This window comes from Nocardia spumae (assembly GCF_020733635.1).
GTDB lineage: Bacteria > Actinomycetota > Actinomycetes > Mycobacteriales > Mycobacteriaceae > Nocardia > Nocardia spumae.
Map to the genome: position 1 here is coordinate 1,475,728 of NZ_JAJFZL010000001.1, position 16,625 is coordinate 1,492,352.

The 16,625-nt window shown below is 65.4% G+C and carries 34 protein-coding genes; 32 read left to right on the plus strand and 2 right to left on the minus strand.

Annotation, left to right across the window (positions count from 1 at the left end; genetic code table 11):
• The first annotated feature begins 20 nt into the window (after positions 1 to 20).
• The 18 genes from LKD76_RS05910 to LKD76_RS05995 all read left to right on the plus strand — a co-directional run bounded on the left by LKD76_RS05910 (position 21) and on the right by LKD76_RS05995 (position 7,412).
• On the plus strand, positions 21 to 359 hold the full coding sequence (locus LKD76_RS05910; RefSeq protein ID WP_227979940.1) for a helix-turn-helix domain-containing protein: 339 nt from the start codon (positions 21 to 23) through the stop codon (positions 357 to 359).
• Positions 360 to 899: 540 nt separating this feature from the next.
• Entirely contained in the window at positions 900 to 1,199 is a 300-nt protein-coding gene (locus tag LKD76_RS05915) for a hypothetical protein (protein ID WP_227979941.1), read from the plus strand.
• 390 nt (positions 1,200 to 1,589) lie between these two features.
• Positions 1,590 to 1,937, plus strand: coding sequence for a glutaredoxin family protein (locus LKD76_RS05920; RefSeq protein WP_227979942.1), 348 nt, complete (start codon positions 1,590 to 1,592; stop codon positions 1,935 to 1,937).
• A complete protein-coding gene (locus LKD76_RS05925; RefSeq protein ID WP_227979943.1) occupies positions 1,930 to 2,763 on the plus strand; it encodes a hypothetical protein in 834 nt (277 codons plus the stop codon). The genes LKD76_RS05920 and LKD76_RS05925 overlap by 8 nt, the downstream gene beginning before the upstream one ends.
• Positions 2,753 to 3,106 (plus strand): hypothetical protein, encoded by a 354-nt coding sequence (locus LKD76_RS05930; RefSeq protein ID WP_227979944.1) that lies wholly within the window; start codon positions 2,753 to 2,755, stop codon positions 3,104 to 3,106. The genes LKD76_RS05925 and LKD76_RS05930 overlap by 11 nt, the downstream gene beginning before the upstream one ends.
• A gap of 222 nt (positions 3,107 to 3,328) precedes the next feature.
• Positions 3,329 to 3,619 (plus strand): hypothetical protein, encoded by a 291-nt coding sequence (locus LKD76_RS05935; RefSeq protein ID WP_227979945.1) that lies wholly within the window; start codon positions 3,329 to 3,331, stop codon positions 3,617 to 3,619.
• Positions 3,616 to 3,960, plus strand: coding sequence for a hypothetical protein (locus LKD76_RS05940; RefSeq protein WP_227979946.1), 345 nt, complete (start codon positions 3,616 to 3,618; stop codon positions 3,958 to 3,960). Before LKD76_RS05935 ends, LKD76_RS05940 begins: the two co-directional genes overlap by 4 nt.
• On the plus strand, positions 3,953 to 4,288 hold the full coding sequence (locus tag LKD76_RS05945) for a hypothetical protein (protein ID WP_227979947.1): 336 nt from the start codon (positions 3,953 to 3,955) through the stop codon (positions 4,286 to 4,288). The genes LKD76_RS05940 and LKD76_RS05945 overlap by 8 nt, the downstream gene beginning before the upstream one ends.
• Positions 4,285 to 4,488 carry a hypothetical protein gene (locus LKD76_RS05950; RefSeq protein WP_227979948.1) on the plus strand — a complete coding sequence of 68 codons (204 nt, stop codon included), beginning with the start codon at positions 4,285 to 4,287 and terminating at the stop codon, positions 4,486 to 4,488. Before LKD76_RS05945 ends, LKD76_RS05950 begins: the two co-directional genes overlap by 4 nt.
• Positions 4,485 to 4,664 (plus strand): hypothetical protein, encoded by a 180-nt coding sequence (locus LKD76_RS05955; protein ID WP_227979949.1) that lies wholly within the window; start codon positions 4,485 to 4,487, stop codon positions 4,662 to 4,664. Before LKD76_RS05950 ends, LKD76_RS05955 begins: the two co-directional genes overlap by 4 nt.
• A 135-nt stretch (positions 4,665 to 4,799) precedes the next feature.
• The gene (locus LKD76_RS05960) at positions 4,800 to 5,186 is read left to right on the plus strand and encodes a DUF4326 domain-containing protein (RefSeq protein ID WP_227985112.1); all 387 of its coding nucleotides are present in this window, start codon (positions 4,800 to 4,802) and stop codon (positions 5,184 to 5,186) included.
• Positions 5,183 to 5,572: a RusA family crossover junction endodeoxyribonuclease gene (locus LKD76_RS05965; protein ID WP_227979950.1), complete on the plus strand. Its 390-nt coding sequence runs from the start codon at positions 5,183 to 5,185 to the stop codon at positions 5,570 to 5,572. The genes LKD76_RS05960 and LKD76_RS05965 overlap by 4 nt, the downstream gene beginning before the upstream one ends.
• Before the next feature lie 142 nt (positions 5,573 to 5,714).
• On the plus strand, positions 5,715 to 5,888 hold the full coding sequence (locus LKD76_RS05970) for a hypothetical protein (protein ID WP_227979951.1): 174 nt from the start codon (positions 5,715 to 5,717) through the stop codon (positions 5,886 to 5,888).
• 122 nt (positions 5,889 to 6,010) lie between these two features.
• On the plus strand, positions 6,011 to 6,340 hold the full coding sequence (locus LKD76_RS05975; RefSeq protein WP_227979952.1) for a hypothetical protein: 330 nt from the start codon (positions 6,011 to 6,013) through the stop codon (positions 6,338 to 6,340).
• The gene (locus LKD76_RS05980) at positions 6,337 to 6,534 is read left to right on the plus strand and encodes a hypothetical protein (RefSeq protein ID WP_227979953.1); all 198 of its coding nucleotides are present in this window, start codon (positions 6,337 to 6,339) and stop codon (positions 6,532 to 6,534) included. Before LKD76_RS05975 ends, LKD76_RS05980 begins: the two co-directional genes overlap by 4 nt.
• Positions 6,531 to 6,707: a hypothetical protein gene (locus tag LKD76_RS05985; RefSeq protein ID WP_227979954.1), complete on the plus strand. Its 177-nt coding sequence runs from the start codon at positions 6,531 to 6,533 to the stop codon at positions 6,705 to 6,707. Before LKD76_RS05980 ends, LKD76_RS05985 begins: the two co-directional genes overlap by 4 nt.
• Positions 6,708 to 6,849: 142 nt before the next feature.
• Positions 6,850 to 7,140, plus strand: coding sequence for a hypothetical protein (locus tag LKD76_RS05990; protein WP_227979955.1), 291 nt, complete (start codon positions 6,850 to 6,852; stop codon positions 7,138 to 7,140).
• The gene (locus tag LKD76_RS05995; RefSeq protein ID WP_227979956.1) at positions 7,137 to 7,412 is read left to right on the plus strand and encodes a hypothetical protein; all 276 of its coding nucleotides are present in this window, start codon (positions 7,137 to 7,139) and stop codon (positions 7,410 to 7,412) included. Before LKD76_RS05990 ends, LKD76_RS05995 begins: the two co-directional genes overlap by 4 nt.
• A 134-nt stretch (positions 7,413 to 7,546) precedes the next feature.
• On the opposite strand, the gene LKD76_RS06000 is transcribed toward LKD76_RS05995, so the two are convergent.
• Together LKD76_RS06000 and LKD76_RS06005 are read right to left on the minus strand one after the other, a co-directional pair.
• Positions 7,547 to 8,074, minus strand: a complete 528-nt coding sequence (locus LKD76_RS06000) for a hypothetical protein (RefSeq protein WP_227979957.1) — start codon at positions 8,072 to 8,074, stop codon at positions 7,547 to 7,549.
• Positions 8,071 to 8,283 carry a hypothetical protein gene (locus tag LKD76_RS06005; RefSeq protein WP_227979958.1) on the minus strand — a complete coding sequence of 71 codons (213 nt, stop codon included), beginning with the start codon at positions 8,281 to 8,283 and terminating at the stop codon, positions 8,071 to 8,073. The genes LKD76_RS06000 and LKD76_RS06005 overlap by 4 nt, the downstream gene beginning before the upstream one ends.
• Before the next feature lie 102 nt (positions 8,284 to 8,385).
• Here LKD76_RS06005 and LKD76_RS06010 point away from each other — a divergent pair, with 102 nt between their 5' ends.
• From LKD76_RS06010 to LKD76_RS06070, 14 genes are all read left to right on the plus strand, one after another.
• On the plus strand, positions 8,386 to 9,057 hold the full coding sequence (locus tag LKD76_RS06010) for a hypothetical protein (protein WP_227979959.1): 672 nt from the start codon (positions 8,386 to 8,388) through the stop codon (positions 9,055 to 9,057).
• Positions 9,054 to 9,485, plus strand: coding sequence for a DUF6221 family protein (locus LKD76_RS06015; protein WP_227979960.1), 432 nt, complete (start codon positions 9,054 to 9,056; stop codon positions 9,483 to 9,485). Before LKD76_RS06010 ends, LKD76_RS06015 begins: the two co-directional genes overlap by 4 nt.
• A complete protein-coding gene (locus tag LKD76_RS31760; RefSeq protein WP_255659664.1) occupies positions 9,482 to 9,604 on the plus strand; it encodes a hypothetical protein in 123 nt (40 codons plus the stop codon). The genes LKD76_RS06015 and LKD76_RS31760 overlap by 4 nt, the downstream gene beginning before the upstream one ends.
• Positions 9,601 to 9,849: a hypothetical protein gene (locus LKD76_RS06020; RefSeq protein WP_227979961.1), complete on the plus strand. Its 249-nt coding sequence runs from the start codon at positions 9,601 to 9,603 to the stop codon at positions 9,847 to 9,849. The genes LKD76_RS31760 and LKD76_RS06020 overlap by 4 nt, the downstream gene beginning before the upstream one ends.
• Positions 9,849 to 10,211 (plus strand): hypothetical protein, encoded by a 363-nt coding sequence (locus tag LKD76_RS06025; RefSeq protein WP_227979962.1) that lies wholly within the window; start codon positions 9,849 to 9,851, stop codon positions 10,209 to 10,211. The genes LKD76_RS06020 and LKD76_RS06025 overlap by 1 nt, the downstream gene beginning before the upstream one ends.
• 62 nt (positions 10,212 to 10,273) lie before the next feature.
• Complete coding sequence (locus LKD76_RS06030; protein WP_227979963.1) at positions 10,274 to 10,927, plus strand: GIY-YIG nuclease family protein; 654 nt, start codon at positions 10,274 to 10,276, stop codon at positions 10,925 to 10,927.
• Between the two features lie 47 nt (positions 10,928 to 10,974).
• Entirely contained in the window at positions 10,975 to 11,265 is a 291-nt protein-coding gene (locus tag LKD76_RS06035; RefSeq protein WP_227979964.1) for a hypothetical protein, read from the plus strand.
• Positions 11,265 to 11,426 (plus strand): hypothetical protein, encoded by a 162-nt coding sequence (locus tag LKD76_RS06040; protein WP_227979965.1) that lies wholly within the window; start codon positions 11,265 to 11,267, stop codon positions 11,424 to 11,426. The genes LKD76_RS06035 and LKD76_RS06040 overlap by 1 nt, the downstream gene beginning before the upstream one ends.
• Positions 11,427 to 11,731: 305 nt before the next feature.
• A complete protein-coding gene (locus LKD76_RS06045) occupies positions 11,732 to 11,902 on the plus strand; it encodes a hypothetical protein (RefSeq protein WP_227979966.1) in 171 nt (56 codons plus the stop codon).
• Entirely contained in the window at positions 11,902 to 12,075 is a 174-nt protein-coding gene (locus LKD76_RS06050; protein WP_227979967.1) for a hypothetical protein, read from the plus strand. Before LKD76_RS06045 ends, LKD76_RS06050 begins: the two co-directional genes overlap by 1 nt.
• Before the next feature lie 1,210 nt (positions 12,076 to 13,285).
• Entirely contained in the window at positions 13,286 to 13,609 is a 324-nt protein-coding gene (locus tag LKD76_RS06055; protein ID WP_227979968.1) for an HNH endonuclease, read from the plus strand.
• A 602-nt stretch (positions 13,610 to 14,211) separates the two neighbouring features.
• Entirely contained in the window at positions 14,212 to 14,421 is a 210-nt protein-coding gene (locus tag LKD76_RS32275) for an HNH endonuclease (protein WP_227979969.1), read from the plus strand.
• A gap of 123 nt (positions 14,422 to 14,544) precedes the next feature.
• A complete protein-coding gene (locus tag LKD76_RS06065; protein ID WP_227979971.1) occupies positions 14,545 to 14,988 on the plus strand; it encodes a phage terminase small subunit in 444 nt (147 codons plus the stop codon).
• Positions 14,989 to 15,356: 368 nt separating this feature from the next.
• Complete coding sequence (locus LKD76_RS06070; protein WP_227979972.1) at positions 15,357 to 16,610, plus strand: terminase large subunit domain-containing protein; 1,254 nt, start codon at positions 15,357 to 15,359, stop codon at positions 16,608 to 16,610.
• The last annotated feature ends 15 nt before the right edge of the window (positions 16,611 to 16,625 follow it).

The following is a 16,625-nucleotide window of genomic DNA, read 5'->3' on the forward strand; positions in this document are numbered from 1 at the left end:
GCCTCTGGAAGGCGGACGTGATGGAGGTTCTCGTGCTCAAGCCAGAGGATCGCTACGAGTGGGAGCGCATCATTCGCCGCCTGTCCATCCCGTCGCAGCAGAAGTTCCTCGCGCTGATGTTGGCGACGTACGCCGATCCGGATGGGTCGCGGGTTCATCCGGGTGTGGATCGGTTGGCGCGCGTGATGGGCGTGACCGATCGGACGGTGAAGCGGTCGCTGGCGGAGTTGCGGTCGCTGGGGCTGGTGGAGTTGGTGAAGCAGGGGAATCGGTGGGCGCACAAGGCCGACGAGTACCGGCTGACGACGCCTGTGGATTTGATGTCTCTGTCGATGTTGGGGCCGGACGAGTTGCCGTAGTCCAGGGGACATCAGTGTCTCCTGGAGTTATCCACAGGCTGGCATGTCTGGGGGACGTGGGTGTCCCCCAGAGTGGGTGCGGCTCAACGGGTCTGGGGGACATGGGTGTCCCTCAGACCTATGGGGCGCCGAAAAGTCTGGGGGACATTTCAGCCAAGTCTGGGGGACATCTGAGCAATGTCTGGGGGACATGGGTGTCCCCCCACCAACCCATAGATCACCAACCACTTACCAACCCACTTACGTACCCGGCTTTCAAACGCAACTCACTACGCGCGGACGGCGGCCTGTGGATAAACCCGAATTCCTCCGCAGGGGTGAAGCGATGAGCCCGGACCGTTACGGCGAGCCGACTCCGCCCCGTTGCCGTGACCCGCGTTGCCGGCGGGGCTGGCTCGGACACGACGACGAGGGCCGCCCCATCCCCTGCCTCAACTGCAAACCCCACCTCCGCAAAACCGCCACCGCTAACGACTTCTCGGAGCGGTCTCCGTCCGCCCGAGCACAACAAGCCATCAACCGAGACCAGGAGAACAACCAATGACCCGCCGCGACCCCAACCGGGAAGTGACCTACCAGAGCAACCTTCACGACGCGCTCGTGCTGCTGCTCGACTCAGAGGCCATCCAGGATTCGCCAGCCGCGCCGACGTTGATCGAGATGCGCTTGGAAATCGAGGAAGACTTCTTCCGCGACGAGCAGGCTGCGAATGCGTTCCGCAGAATGGCACTCCCGGCGTCGGGACCTCTGGCGGAGATGCGCGGCGTCGAATCGCGACTGCTTGGCCGTTGCCTCCGGGCTGCGATGGAGTCCGCCATGGCCGAAGGTGAGGCCCACTGATGCCTCAGCGTCCCTCAGGGCTGTCCCGGGTAGCCCGGACCCGGAAACCCGCCGAAATCCCGCCAGAGCCCCGCACAGCCCCCGGAAACCCCATCCCCTGGACGGGCCGGGCCGGGTGGAACGGCTACGCCAAGGCGTTGGAGAACCACCCCGGCGCCAACACCCCCGCCCCCACCGGTGGGGAAGGTGTCCCCAGCGCCTCTCCCGAGCCGTTCTGCCGGATGTGTCAGGCATACCCCGCCGACCTCGCCTGGCATGAGCAATGGCACGTCAACCTCGACAAGTGGGCGCGTGGGGTGAACGACGAACTCGCAGCTATGGGGGCGTTTCTTCAACGCCTGGGATATGTCCCCACCACTGAGAACACAACCACCACTGATGGGAATACCGATGACTGACCTCACCCCCGCCGACCGACTGGTCCCCGTCACCGTCTATGGACGCCCCGGCTGCCAGCAGTGCAAGCAGACCACCCGCAAGCTCGACAAAGCCAACGTCCCCTACACCTACGTCGATGTGGACGATGACGCGGTCGCCGGCGCCCTGGTCGACATCTACGCCGCCAGGAACCCCGGCCCGAAATCCCTGCCCCTCGTCGTGGTGGGCGATGTGTATTGGTTCGGGTTCCGGCATGAGCGGATCGCTCGCCTCGCCGACATCCACCACACCGCGCCGGACATCTCGGGCCTGGATCAGGCTGCCGCGCAATACCTCGAGGGAGCCAAGGCCGATGCCTGACCAGACACCCGAACCGCTCACCGAACTTCAGCGGCTCGCACAGCTGCTGGTTGCTGTCACCGCCGAACTCGGCGAGCCCGGCGACACACTGTTCGACGACCTGCCGCGCCTGGTGCGGGAACAGCGCGCCCGTGTCGCCGAACTGGAACGCGAAGCGAAGTTCATGCTGGCCCAGGCGAACAACAACGCGAAGCGCTGGGGCTCATCGCAAATCGAGTCGGCTGAGGCCAGGGATTGGGCGGCCTGGTTCGCTGCCGAGCGGGACTACTGGCGGACCCAGGCGGACCTGTACAGCACGTGCGCCGAGCAGAACTACGTGAACAGCGGGCTCGTCATCGACGCGGTGTCTCGGGATCGTGACGCCGCCTACGCCCGCAATGACGCGCTCGCAGCCGCGGGCGACCACTCGGAATGCCCACGCCTGTGCGAAAACTGCGGTGAGCGGATGGCTGCCACTCGATGCCCGGAATGCCGGGGTAGCGGCTGCGGCCCTGCTACAGCGTTGGGCGCGTACGCCGAGTGTGAGACCTGCGGGGGTGACGGATGGGTGCATGACGGGTGCACTGGTGACACCTATGCCGAGCTGCGGGCAGAGAACGCTCGTCTCGGCAAGATCGTCCGGGCGGACGGGTTCGTGCCTGCCCTGCTGGATGCCGCAGAGAAGGTCGGTCGCGTGCAGTTCGTGCTCGCCAGCCTCCAGTACTCCGGCATCCAATGCGACGAGCACCCCGATGGCGACGTGATCAAGTGCGGCTGGAAACGCACCGTCGCCGATATCCAGCGCGTGATGAACCACAGTGAAGGAGCCGATTCTGGTGACGAGTAACGAACCCCGCGACCAGCTCGCCAAGTACTGCACGGATTTCATCGAGGGATACGCCTGGGCCGATACCGGCGAGGAGGCGGCCAAGCACATCGAAACCGTGCTGGGCTGGCATCCACCGCCCCGCGTCATCGAGAGTGCCAGCGCCATGCAGGACGAGCGTCACGGCACGGTCGTTCGATTCCGGAATGGGGTGGTCGGCGCCGTCGACACTGGCGGCGGGGAGTGGCCCGGTCGCGTGATGACGCTCCAAAACCCCGTCTACTACTGGCATCTGGACGATAGCGACTCGGGACTCTTCCCGGCCCTCGTCCTGTGGGAGCCCGAGGAGGCGCACCGTGGCTAGTTGCGACACCGTCGGAGTTCCCGGCGGCGATGAATGCGTACTCGATTCCGAGCACGACGGCGACCACATGGACCGTGACGGGGACACATGGCCGCAACTGATCCAGATCGATTGCCCCCGCTGCGGCGCGCTGATGTGGACGCGGCCGGGGCATCCTTCCGGGCTGCCGTGCTGGGCGTGCCAAGACGAAGACCACCGAGCAGCCGAGGAGGCCGAGAACCGATGAGCGACACCCGAGAAGCGTTGGCGCGCAGCCTTGCCCGATCCCGGCGCGGCATCACGGCGAAAGTGAACGACAACGACCGGAATCAGGCCGACGCGATCCTGGCTGAGTTCCTTGTCGTACCCCGCACGGACATCGGCGTCGAGTACGGCTGGCGGACCGACGGCGACGACACAGCACAGCGCAGCAGCTCGCGGTGTATGGCCGCGTTCCACGCCGAAGACACTGGCGGTGAGGTTGTCTGTCGTCCGGAGCTGCCGTGGGAGCTGATCACCGAGGAGGAGCGATGAGCGACAACCGAACCGTCCCCGAACCGACCGTAACGGCAACCGAGTATTCGGTGTCGTGCGTTCCGCTGGACGACATCAACAGCATCGAGTTCACGCTCACCGTCGAGTACCGAGGACGCGGGAAATGGGCTGTGACCCGCTTGAAGCGCTGCTACGACATCGACGGCAATCAGGATTGGGAGCCGATCCCGTCCGAACGTCTGGACGAATGGCTGGCCCGGTACCGGCACGACCTGGATACCGAGCTCCGGATCGCGCGTCAGGTGGCACCGACGTTGCGGAACGGCCGGGTGACCGTCGCTGACGTCCTGGCTGAGATCGAGGAGGACCCGCGTGTCTGATCCATCTACCCGCGAGCAGATCCGCGCCGAGGCAATCGAACGGCTGGCGGTCGGTCAGTTCGGTATCGACGAGCACGCCTACAGCTCACCCACCATGCCGGCGAGAGCCTGGGACGCGGTGCCCGAACGAGTCCGCCAGCGGTACCGGGCCGATGCTGAGCCGCTGGCCGATGCTCTCGGTGAACTCCTACCCACCGGCGAGATATGGGGTTACGGCGGGTCATTCGCGCCTCCGGTCATGGACAACCTCAGCGAGGAAGAAGCCCGCGCCTCCGACCGGACCGTGTGGCGGCGGTACAAGCACGACTGGACCAAGGAGACCGAATGAGCGAGATCGAGAACCCGGACGGCGTGTGGGTCGTCGCCGACACCCTGGGTACCGACGACAACGTGGTCGTGTTCCCCACCGAGCTGGACGCACTCCGGTTCGTCAACAGCCTCGACAACTACGCCCAGAACCGGGCCCGCTTCCTGCCGTTCGGGGCGAACCTCCATGACCTCAACTACCCGCCGGAGGACAGAACATGAGCGCCAACAAACCGACCGTGTATGTCGGGACAGCGCCGGACGGGTCTCCTCGCGCCGTATTCGAGGACGTATCCGATGCGCAGAAGTGGGTTGCCGAGATGATCGCCGCGCGCGGGGATAACCGCTACGGCTACGTGACTGCGCCCTGGACGGCCCGGCGGGAGGTGACCACGTGAGCGTCACCCCGGAATGGCGGAAGACGCCGTGCGCGAGGTGCGGAGTGGTCCATCCGCGCTACTGCGATATGTGCGGGCAGCATCCACCTTGCGCAGACCATCAATGCAGCTGGCCAGACACGGATGGAGACGCTGATGCCTGAGCGGATTCAGCGCCGACGCGCCCGCGGATGGCGAATGCCGGAAGGAGCTTTGTACGTTGGCCGTCCGACGAAATGGGGAAACCCATTCACGCCCGACAACTACCGCTTCTGCACCTCGGCCGGCGAGCGCCCGGCCACGATCGCCGAATGCGTCGCCCTCTATCGGGCGCATCTGACGTGCGACGACCCGAGATGCCTGGACGTGCACGGGGACGGTTCGGGCGTGATGGAACATTCCTGGACGGCCGGGCTGGATGTGACGGAGCTGCGCGGGAAGGACCTGGCCTGCTGGTGTCCGCTCGAAGATGAGCACGGCAACCGCGTCCCCTGCCATGCCGATGTCCTGGTCGAGCTCGCGAATGCGGAGGCGACCGCGTGACCCGAGCCCATGCGGTCTACACCCTGGACGTCCCGCACGACCGCCCGCCGATGACGTCCAACGACCAACGCCGTATGTCGTGGCCGCAAGTCCGGGCGGCGAAGTCCCGTGTCGCTTCCGATGTGGCGTGGATGGCGAAGCAGGCGAAGCTCCCCGTGCTCCCGTATCCGGTGCGGGTGACGGTGACGTGGTGGGCGCCGAATGCTCGCCGGCGGGACCCGGATTCGCTGGGCCCGTGGTGCAAGGCAGCCCTGGATGCGCTCGTGTCGTGCGGGGTCCTGACGGACGACAGTCACCGGTATGTGCTGGCGGTGACGCAGGAGATCCGCCTGGACCGCGACAACCCGCGCATCACGATCACGCTCGAGCCCGAGGAGGACCGTTGAGAACGAAGCCGTACCGCGAGCCTCATGGTGTGATTGGTCCGTTCGGGTATCGCCCTCCGCTCCCGCCGGACGCTGGCTGGTGGCGGCGTGGGGTGCGGGCGGTGTACGAGTTCTGGAACAACGTCCTGTACTGGAGCCTGCCGTGGCGGTGACAGCTAAGATCCGGAGACTGCTCCGGCGCCTGCCCTGGCGTCGCGCCGCGTACGGCGGTTCGATCCAGGGTCCGCCGCCCTGGGATGACGACCGCGTGGGAGTGCTGATCACGCCTGGATACGTCAGCTACGACAACGGTCGGACATGGCACGAGGTGCCGTGAAATGTGTTGTGACCTGCTAAAATTGGGTGTGGCCGGGGGTGTGGAGACCGCCCGGCCACTGACCGAATCGGGAAGGATTCAGCCATGACGAATGGTACCGAGAGTCGCCGGTGCCGCGGCCGATGAGCGGCTACGGAATGCCCACAACCTTCGCCGCGCCCCGCGAATGCGAACACCACTGGGAGCCGGTCTCGATGGTCTTCGAGCGGCAGGCTCTCGACGCCCGAGGCGGCGTGGAGATCCGGCAGCCCGACCTTGAGGTGGGCCGCGTGTACTTCATTTGCCGGGGCTGCGCCTGCCACACGTTTATGACCACCCAGTGGCTCGGGTGTCGTATGTATGGCAGCGAAGACGCTATCCCCACCGAAGACCGAGGTCGTATGGGGGCGAGCGGATACGAGCGCGCAGGCTGGTCGCTGCCGCCGGACAATGAGGACGAGGAGCAGCTGTGACCGACGCTACCGAGACGCAGACGATCGACGCCTTCATCGAGGTGTACCGGACCAAGGCCGCCGAACTGGAAGCGGCAGTGAGCGATGGCGACCAGACGTACGCTGCGTACTCGGAGGGCTACCGCGATGCCTGCCTGACATTCGTCGAGGCGCTGTCCTCCATCTACGCCGAGGCGGGAGAATCCACACCATGAGCGACGGCAACGGGTACACGGTCGCTGACCTTCAGCGGATGCGTGAGGAGATGGAGATATCAGCGCGGCTGCACATGGTTGAGCAAGAGCACAAGATGCGCCAGCTCCTCGGCGACGACGTGTACCGGTTCATGCGGGGCGAAGACCCGGGCCCGGGAGAATCGTTCTCGTGAGTGATTCTCCTCGGTTGTGTGGCATCTGTCGGGTGAAGCCTGTGGGTCCGGGCGGGATCATGTGCCCGGACTGCTTCACCCGGATCGACCACACCGCCAAGACGGACCCGTACTGGTGGCGGGAAGACAAGACGGAGGGGTCATGAGCGCATGGGAGTACCGGTCCAAGGCTGAGGCGCTCATGGCTGACAATCAGTTCCTCGCTGCGGACGAGCTTGCGGACGAACTGGTCGAGGCGGGCTACATCTCCGCCGCCGATCGGGACACGGTCGCTCAGGAGATCACCGGTCACAACACCGTCTATGTCCCTGAGGGCGACGAACCGCATTGCAAGTGTGGGAAGTGGCTGGAGGACGACCATTTCGAGTGGCCGGACCATATGGGCGATGTTCTGGACGAGTGGATCACCGAAGCAGGAAGGGCGGACCGATGAGCACCCCGGAGCAGCCTGTCCTGGATGAGATCACCCGTCTTGTGGATTGGCAGTTGGAGGAGGGCCGCCGCCGCGGCGACGGACCGGAGTCGATGGGGAGCGGCCCATCATGGCGAAAGCTCCTGGCCGACGACTGGGCGCCGGCGCGTGCGGCCTGGTTCAGTGCCGTGCCGGAGATGGTGATCGGGACCGGGGACGGACCGCGCGGCGGCTCGAGATCCACACCGATGCTCGATACGATCGATACCGCCAGCGGTGAGCGACCCGTCTAACGGGCGGTTCCTGATTCCGAGGTCACCTCTTGCAGGACCCTCACCCTGGCACCTGCCAGCGCGGCAGAACGTCTGCGGCCACCGCTACCCCCTGGCGGTGGCCGCAGCCGGCCAAATCCGGGCCCACCAGGGTTTCAGGCGTGGCGGCGGGGCTTCTGCTCGCGGACCGCTTGCCGACGCACCACAGCAAGCTGTGGGGGCCGGTCTGCCGGATTGCGCTCAACCGGAACGGCCATCGAGGGGTCGAAGTACGCCACGTCAAGCGGGAACGCGATATCGGCGTTCGCGGCTCGTGAGGCTTCGAGGATCTGCTGGGCCCGCTGGAACGACACCTCCATGAGTGCCCCGATATCGCGGACCGTCGCTCCCATAGCCTGCAAGGCCGCTGCGGCGGACTGCCGGGCTTGTACGGCGACCTGCGCGGCCCGCTCAGCGTCGGCGGTGGCGGCTCGGAAGACATCCAGCCACGAAGAGATCTCCGGGGGCCATTCGATGACGAGGTCGAACGAGTCCGGTTCGGTGTCGGTCATGATCGCGATGAGGTCGCGGGCCATTTCCTCGACTTGACGCAGGTTCAACGCTGAGGTGACCCGGTTCACCTCGGGGACCTGGATCATCCAGGCATCCTCGTCGCGGGTTACCCGCGCGGTGTAGGTGCTCATTTCCACCAGTCCTTCCCGAGTGCTTCGGCGGCCTCTTTGTAGATCTCGCGAGTGGTGTTCTCGGGGACGTCGCTGTGGCGGGGGACAGGGACTTTCTTGCCGTCGATGATGACGATGCTGTGGCGGCTGCCTTCGGTGACCTCGAAGTCGAGATCCTGTTCGCGGGCGGCGTCCCGGATCGCCCTGATGATGTCCCTGCGCTTCGTCATAAGGGTAGTCTAGCTCGACTAGACATTGCAAGTCAAGCGACCCTAGACGATTCTGTAACAGCGCGACTCGAGAAACGCCGTCTCCGTCTCTACGCTGTACGTATGGGCAACCTCGAGCATGAGTGTCGTCAAGGGCATCGGTGCAAGGGTCGCCGCCGTGATGCTGGGGGGAAGTGGCACGGCGCCGGCGTCGAAACTGGGGGAACACTCTGCCGGTCGTGTGAGCAGCACGCGTTCAACGACATCCGGCGACTCGATGACGACTGGTGCCTCCTCGGCGCCGTCCGGCTCCAGCAGGGCTCGCACGTGTCCGGCCCGAAAGTCTCCGGCAGCAGCGAGCGGCCGATACCGATACCGCTCGGCATCGACACCCTGCTCACCGAATTCACCGAGGAAACCACCCGCTGGGCCAACCGCCTCCCCGGCGACGGCGACAGCCTCACCCTGATCTGCTCATCGCTGGGCACGCTGATCGACCTTCCGGCGCAGTTGATGACGGTGTGGCGGCCGCACCCGGACGGCGGAGATGACATCACCTACGCCACGTTGGACGGTGTGGACGCTGTCCTGCGCCTGTCCAGGCTTCACCACCGCGCCCAATCAGCGTTGGGTCTGATCGAAACCACCGCCTGGTTGCACGAGTCCTGCCACATCTGCGGCTACCGCATGCTCACCATGGCCCTCGAGCATGAACTGATCCAATGCAGGCAGTGCCGGAACTGCTGGCACCAAGACGAATTCGCGCGGTTGAACAACCCCTTGGCCGTCGCATGAGCGCGATCGAGGAGTTCATCGAGGCACGCATCGCCGAGGACGAGCAGACTGCCCGCACGGCTGGTGAACGCGCGATGAAGTGGCGGTCGTACGACGGCGCTGTGAGCGGTGGCCCGTTCGAGCCTGCCGATCCGGAGTGGGGGATCGAGGAATCCGGTACACACACCATCGTCTACGACGAAGGCTGGCCGTTGAAGTCGGAGGCTGCCCACATTGCGCGCATGGATCCCGAGCGCGCGGTGCGTGAGGTGGACGGCAAGCGCGCGATCGTCGCCGAGTGCGCCAGCATCCTCGAGGTGGACGGTTGGGAGTACACGGACGCCCCGAACCTGGCCTGGCTCACGCTCTACGGCCTCGCGGCGGCGTGGGCTGATCATCCTGACTACGACCAGGATTGGGCGCTCGTGGACGCCGAGGAGAAGTCGTGATCGAGAACTACGACGAGGAACGCGACTACGACGCCGTAGACGACTGCCCAGACTGCGGCTGGTGCGACGAGTGCGCCCGCAACCACCACGACCCGTGCGGCCGAGAGGACATCTGGTGAGCAGCCTCGACAACATCCATGCCCGCATCGCGGCTGACGAGGCCCGTGACCGCGAGTTCATCGACGAGGACACCATCGAAGGTGCCCGCGCGGATATCGTCAAGCAGATCCTCGACATCGCCCAGCATTGGGCCGACAAGGCTGAAAGCTACGGCCCCGAGGAAACATACGTGGCCCAGCGTCTCATCGTGTGCGACGAGATCCTCGACATCCTGAACGAGCACCTGTGGGACGAGGAGGACTGATGCCGGAGGTTCACCGCACCCGCCTGGAATGGGCTCGTGATGTCGCTCGTGCCTATCGGGGAGCATTGCTGAAAGTCGATCCAGACATGTGCGCGCGCCTCGATGGAGAGGCGCACAAGTTCGGCCAGGGTTGGGTCGCGCCGAAGATAATCCCGACCGCTGTCGCCGAAGAAGCAGTGACCGCAGCAGCTACGCCGGCCCGGATTGCGGAGATATGCGGGATCCCAGCGGGAACGATCTACAGCTGGATCTCGCGCGGATTGCTGACGCCAGTGGATGATTCGCGGCCAGCGAAATACCTTGTGAGGGACGTCGCAGGCGTGGATGCCCGACGCAAGGCGCGGCGACTTGACTCCGCGTGACCCTTGCAGCAAGCTACTCGTAGGTCTTAGAACACTTGTGCCCACTGGGGGATTCGACGCAGATGGTTCGGCCAATTCTGAAGCCTTCCGATGCTGGTTCTCGCCGCAGCGAGCTTGACGTTTGCTGTGCGTTGGCGTGTGATGCCGAAGCCGTCATCGAGAGCTTCCAGCTGCCGATGTGCGAGTTCCATCTGATCGAGTCCTATCGCCAATCCCTGCAATACATTCGAGTGCAGCGCGATATGGCCGAACGAGGCGGCCCGATTTCATCGGAGTTGCCAGCACTCGCTGAACCCATCAAGGGCCAGTTCGGAATCTGCCCGGAATGCGCGCACAGGACTCTCTGCCGGGACAAGGTTGAGGGCGCCGTCATATGCGCATTCTCGGACTGTGACTACAGCGCCGACCGTGATCAATTCGACCGGCTATGCCAGGAGCGGATCGATTCCGCATCGGCGCAGGACGAAGTGGTCTACTACATCCGATTCGGCGACCGGGTGAAAATCGGCACAACCACGAACCTCGCCAAGCGGTTGCCCTTCATCCCTCACGATGAAGTGATGGCGACCGAGCCCGGCGGCATTTACGTCGAGCGCCAGCGGCACAAGCAGTTCCAGCATCTGCGGGCCAAGGTCGGCCACGGCCGCGAGTGGTTCCAGTTGACGCCGGAGCTGGCTGACCATATCGCGGTGATGCGTTCGCGGATGGTGGCGTGATCGGCGACGGCATCCCGCTCGCATAGCAACTCTCCCCGGGAGGCGTCATGGCGAAGATGCTCGGCACCGCCGCCTGGGATGGACTGTTCTGCCGCTGCTGCAACGACCGTCGATCGAACCACCAGCAACGCTCACGCGAGCGTTCAAGCTGGCGGCGCGTAGAAGCAGCACAGGCGGACCCGTGGCTGCCACGTGCTGGCGAGGTGCGACCACCGCGGTTCCTGCCGATGGAAGCAGACGATGCCCAGTTCGGCTATTGGTCGACTGTGCAGGATCTGGATTACTACCTGAACGAGCAGGCGCGGCCGTATCTGGCTGACGCCGTTGAGGAGTCCTAATGCCCGAGTTCGCGACCGGCGGCCCGATCGAGGGCCCGCCCGATGACCTCGACCGCACCCTCTCGGCGATCGACTGCGGATACACCTTCTCCGCGGCCGAGATCGAGGCCATCGGCGGGTACGACCGCGGCCTGCTGCGGCGAATCAACGAGGAGTCCTGATGGGTCTGCTGTTGCGTCTGCTGTATCCGGCCCCGCACGTGTACCGGGTGGTGCCGTTGCAGATCCTCGGAGCCTGGGAATGGTGAGCGTGCCGTGGCGGTGGAGCGACCGCCCAATCAAGGCCGAGCGTCAGGTTCGGACCGCGCTCGCCTCCACGCCAGACGTCGTCCAGGGTGGACGCTGGGTTGAATCTGCCAGCGATGGCCAGCTGATCCAGGTCGCGATGACGAACCCGGACCCTGAGCAGGCCAGCCGAGCGCTCGCCGAATGGAAGCGGCGGTGGCTCGCACGGGCGCGGGGGCAGCATGCGTAAGTCGTTGGCTGGCGCGCTGATCCGGTTGGCTCACCGCATCTACCCGCCGCGGGTGACCGTGGACCACAACATCCACTTCCACCCCGACATGTCGAAGATGCACGACTACCTCCGACACTGGCAGGCGCAGCGGGACAGCTTGAACACCAGGTACTGGAACTGATGTCCGCCTGGAAGCCCACCATTGACCAGGTGAAGGCGCTCCGCGACCGGTCGGGCTGCGGTTGGGTCGCGTGCCGCGACGCCCTCATCGAGGCGCACGGCCACAGCATCGCGGGAGCCAGCGACGAAGACGTCGCGCTCGAGCTGCTGCGCGTCCACCGAGCCGCCGCCTGATGGTCGACCGCGGCGAGCGCGCCTACATCGCGTTCCTGCAACTGCTGCTCCGCCTCTTCGGCGTGACGCCCCACTGACAGAAAATCTTCCGGCGCGACCGCGCTGGTTATCCGGAGATCTTCCGGCCCAACTCATCCGCCAGGAGAAACATCATGCTCGGAACCGTGCTCGCTGCCCTGTGGACCATCGTGTCGGCCGACGACTTCGCCATCCCGCGGTGGGCGTTCCACGAACTCGGCCAGCTGCTCGCCTCCACCGGCTCGGCGTAGCCCGTGTGGTTCCTCGAGCTGGTGCTCACGCTCGTCGCTCTGTATGCCCGGATCACGGGCACCTGGTAGCCCGCTTCCGATCGCGATACCGTTGCCCAGCGGCTCGGTATCGCGCACGCCAACATTCCTTACACTGCCTGGATTCGCCAATCACTGCGTCCGGCTGCGTAAGGTCGTGAATCCCCCTCTCGCACATGGTCCGCGAATCGATAGCTCGGACGAGGTTTGTCCGATGTTGGACTGCTTCCAGGTGCTCCGGGTTAACGCACGCACGGTGCCTGCATGACGGGCCACGTACGCACGTGGCGTCGGCGTTGTGGCATCGGTGGTCGATATCAAGGTCCTCACCTATCGGACCGACGTGCTCGGCATAGAACCCGCGATGGGCGAGCCGTGTGCCGTGCAGGCGAGTAGGCAGCTTTCCGTAACCGTTGCGCCACTTCGCTCCACGCCACAGCCAGCACCCTGTATCCGGGTCAACGTCGTAGTGCTGAAACGAATCGATCCGGCGTGAACTGGTGTCGCCGTGCTTCTTCCAACGGCGGTAGTGCTTCTCGCACAGGCCGGACCGCAGACGGCCGGTGACGCATTCCGAGTCATTGACTGCGCATCGCATATGGCAATCCTATCGGTCCCCACCGACAGGTAGACGTCAGAAGGAGGTGATGCCAATGGTCGCTGGAAAGGAAGTCACACCCAAGGACGCACAAGCCACCGCCCGACTCCGTCGATACTGGACGAAGGGCGAAGGCGCAGTACGTCTGGCGTGGGGCACTCCCGGCGATTATTAGCTGCGACCGCTGCGTAGCTGAGCTGGGCAAGTACGTATCCGACCCGCATGGCCTGTGTGCGAGCTATCACCATGACGCACTCGGGATCTGGCCGGCGACGCACGCCCGTATGGATCGAGCCGGGCACCCGAACGTCAAGCCCAAGCGCTGATGCCCAAGGCTCCGCGTCGCTGCCCAACACCAGGATGCCCCAACCTCATCCGGCACACCCAGTACTGCCCAGACCACACCGAAGCCTGGGCGGGATCTACACGCGGTCAAGCCACCTCACACTCGGGATGGCGCCGGCTGCGTGAGCAGATCCTCGAGCGCGACAACTACACGTGCTATCTCTGCGGCCGACCCGGCGCCGACACCGTCGACCACATCGTCTCCGTGGCCCGAGGCGGCAGCGATATCCCGAGCAACCTGGGCGCCGTCCATGACCGCGTCGCGCCTCATTGCCACCGGGCGAAGACCAACCGAGAGAAATAGGCAGCCGCGACTGATCATCTCGGTTAGAAGGCCCCCGTGCGACCTCATGGCGCGGGGGCTTTCGCATCCCATGAGGAAGTCACATGTCGACCATCCATGCCCTGTGCGACCACTGCGGAGACGACTATATCCGCACGCATGGCAATCGCAAGTACTGCTCAAAGCTGTGTGGCATGCGCGCCTACCACGAGAGCCGAAAGGCGGCAGGCCGCAGTCCGAACCGCACCCAACACCAGCGCGCCTGCCTCGCATGTGGCACCACTTGGACCACTACGAACGCCGCTGCCAACTACTGCTCCAACGCCTGCATCATCGCTAGCCGATTCGGCCCGGACCGCTGCCGCAGACGCGGACCGATGACGGACCGCATGAAGCGAGCACGCAGAGCCCAACGCCGAGCGGCGCGTGGCACGAGCGGCAAGGGGATCGTCTGGACCCAAGGGTTGTGCGGATGGTGCCGAGACCAGTTCATCTCACGAACGTCAGCGGGATCACCAGCTCGGTATTGCTCGAAGGACTGTAGACGTCATGCCATCGAGCGGAGACATCGACAGCGCAAGCGGTCCGCCTACGTAGCCGACGTATCGCCCACGGCGATCTACATGCGTGACGGATACCGCTGCCACATCTGCCGCAGGAACACGGACCGAAGCAAGGTAGTGCCGCACCCGAAGGCGCCGACCATCGACCACCTCATCCCGTTGAGCCTGGGCGGGACACACGAGCCAGCCAACGTCGCGACCGCCTGCTTCCTGTGCAACTCCCGGAAGGGGGCCATCGGAGCAGGAGATCAGCTGGCCCTCCTTGGCTGAGGGGTAGGGCCTGGAAGCCCCCTCCCCGCCGTCCCTGACATTCGGGGCGCTCTGTGGATTCCGATCTGTACGACCCGGAGGCTCTCGCCGTCAGGCGTCCCGTCGGGGTGAAGGGAGGCCGTCATGGCCGCATCGAAACCCGCTTCTGTGCGGGCTCGTCGGAACAAGACCTCGACCCGGGCGATGTTGTCCGCGGTGGAGAACCCGAAGATCCCTGACCTGCCTGACCATGTCGAATGGCATCCGGCGGTGTTGTCGTGGTGGACGGATTGCTGGTCGTCGCCGATGGCTCCGGAGTGGACCGAGTCGGATCGGCACACGCTGTTTCTGGCGGCTCGGTTGATGCAGCAGGTGTGGGATGAAGCTACGTCGCCGGCGTCGCGGGTGACCTCGGCGACGGAGGCCCGGCATCTGCTGCGGGAGTGTGGCCTTACGCCGATGGCGCGCCGAAGCTTGCAGTGGGAGATCGAGCGGGGTGAGTCTGCCGCGGAGCGGACTACGCAGCGGCGGACGAGCACTCGTCCGAAGGCTGCGCCGGATCCGCGGGCCGCGTACGCCGCGGGCTGATGCAGCTGACCGTCCCCCCGATGGGGGAGGTGCCGAATCCGACTCTCGGCGATCAGGTGTGTGCGTTCATCGAAGAACGATGCGTGTACGGGCCGGGGTCGCTGAAAGGTCAGCCGGCCAAGCTGAACTCGGATCAGCGGTTCGTCCTCTACCGCGCTTACGAGGTGTGGCCGCAGGGTCATCCTCGAGCTGGCAAGCGGGTGTTCAACCGGTGCGGGATGTCGGTGCGCAAGGGTTCGGCGAAGACCGAGCTGATGGCGTGGGTGGCGTTCTGCGAGCTCCACTCCGACAGCCCGGTCCGATTCAACGGGTTCAACCCGGATGGCACGCTGCGGCAGGGCCGACCGGTGAACGATCCGTATATCCCGTTGATGGCGAACACCAAGGACCAGGTCGAAGAGCTCGCCTACGGCGCGCTGATGGTGGTGTGCGAGGAAGGTCCGGACGCTGACCTGTTCGACACGGGCCTCGATCGGATCGTGCGTCTCGGGAACAACGGTGAGGCGGACGGCAAGGCTGTCCCGATCGCCGGCGCCCCGAACGCGCGAGACGGTGCCCGCACGACGTTCCAGGGCATCGACGAACCGCACCGCCTGTATCTGCCGAATCACAAGGCGGCGATCGAGACGATGATCGCGAACCTGCCGAAGCGGCCGATCGAGGATCCGTGGATGCTCTCCTGCACCACCGCAGGGCAGCCGGGTCAGGATTCGGTGGCTGAGGACGAGTACTTCGAGGCTGAAGCTATCGCCCGCGGGCAGGTGGAGCGGCCGGCGTTTTTCTTCTTCCACCGGCAGGCCTCGGACGGGTACGACATGGCCCGGTTTGAGGATCGCGTGGAGGCGGTCCGGGAGGCGTCCGGCCCGGATGTCGCGGAATGGTCGGACCTGGAAGGCATTGCTTCCCAGTGGGATCGGCCGAAGGCGGACAAGACCTACCTCGAGCGGGTGTGGTGCAACCGGTGGACGCAGATGGCGGCGCAGGCGTTCGACGTCAAGAAGTGGAAGACGCTCGAGCTGTCCGGCGAATCCATCCCGCTGCGGTCGACTGTGGCGATCGGTTTCGACGGCGCCCGGATGCGGGACGCGACCGCGTTGGCGGTCGTGGACATCAAGACGGGGTTCGCGGAACTGGCCGGACTGTGGGAGCGCCCGGAGGATGCCGAGGAGGACTGGGAGGTCCCGGAGGCTGAGGTGACTGCGAAGGTCGCTGAGCTGATGAAGCGGTATCGGGTGGTGCGCATGTATTGCGATCCGCCGCATTGGAATAACACGGTCGGTGATTGGTCGGTGACCTATGGCGATGCGGTGCAGGAGTGGTGGACGAACCGGCAACGGCCGATGGTGGCCGCGATCAGCGCGTTCATCCAGGCGATCGACAGCGGCCGCATCTCCCACATCGGCGACCCCGATCTCGCACGGCACATCGGCAATGCGGGGAAGCGGCCGATCAACCTGCTCGACGAGCGGGGTGAGCGGCTGTGGATCCTCTCGAAATTGCATCCGACCCGGAAGTTCGACGCGGCTATGGCGCTGATTCTGGCGTGGCAGGCGCGGATGGACGTGCTGGGGGAATCGACGAAACAGAAGCGCCGCGGTGGGCGCGCCCAACGGATCAGGTGAGGCGGTGATCGTGGA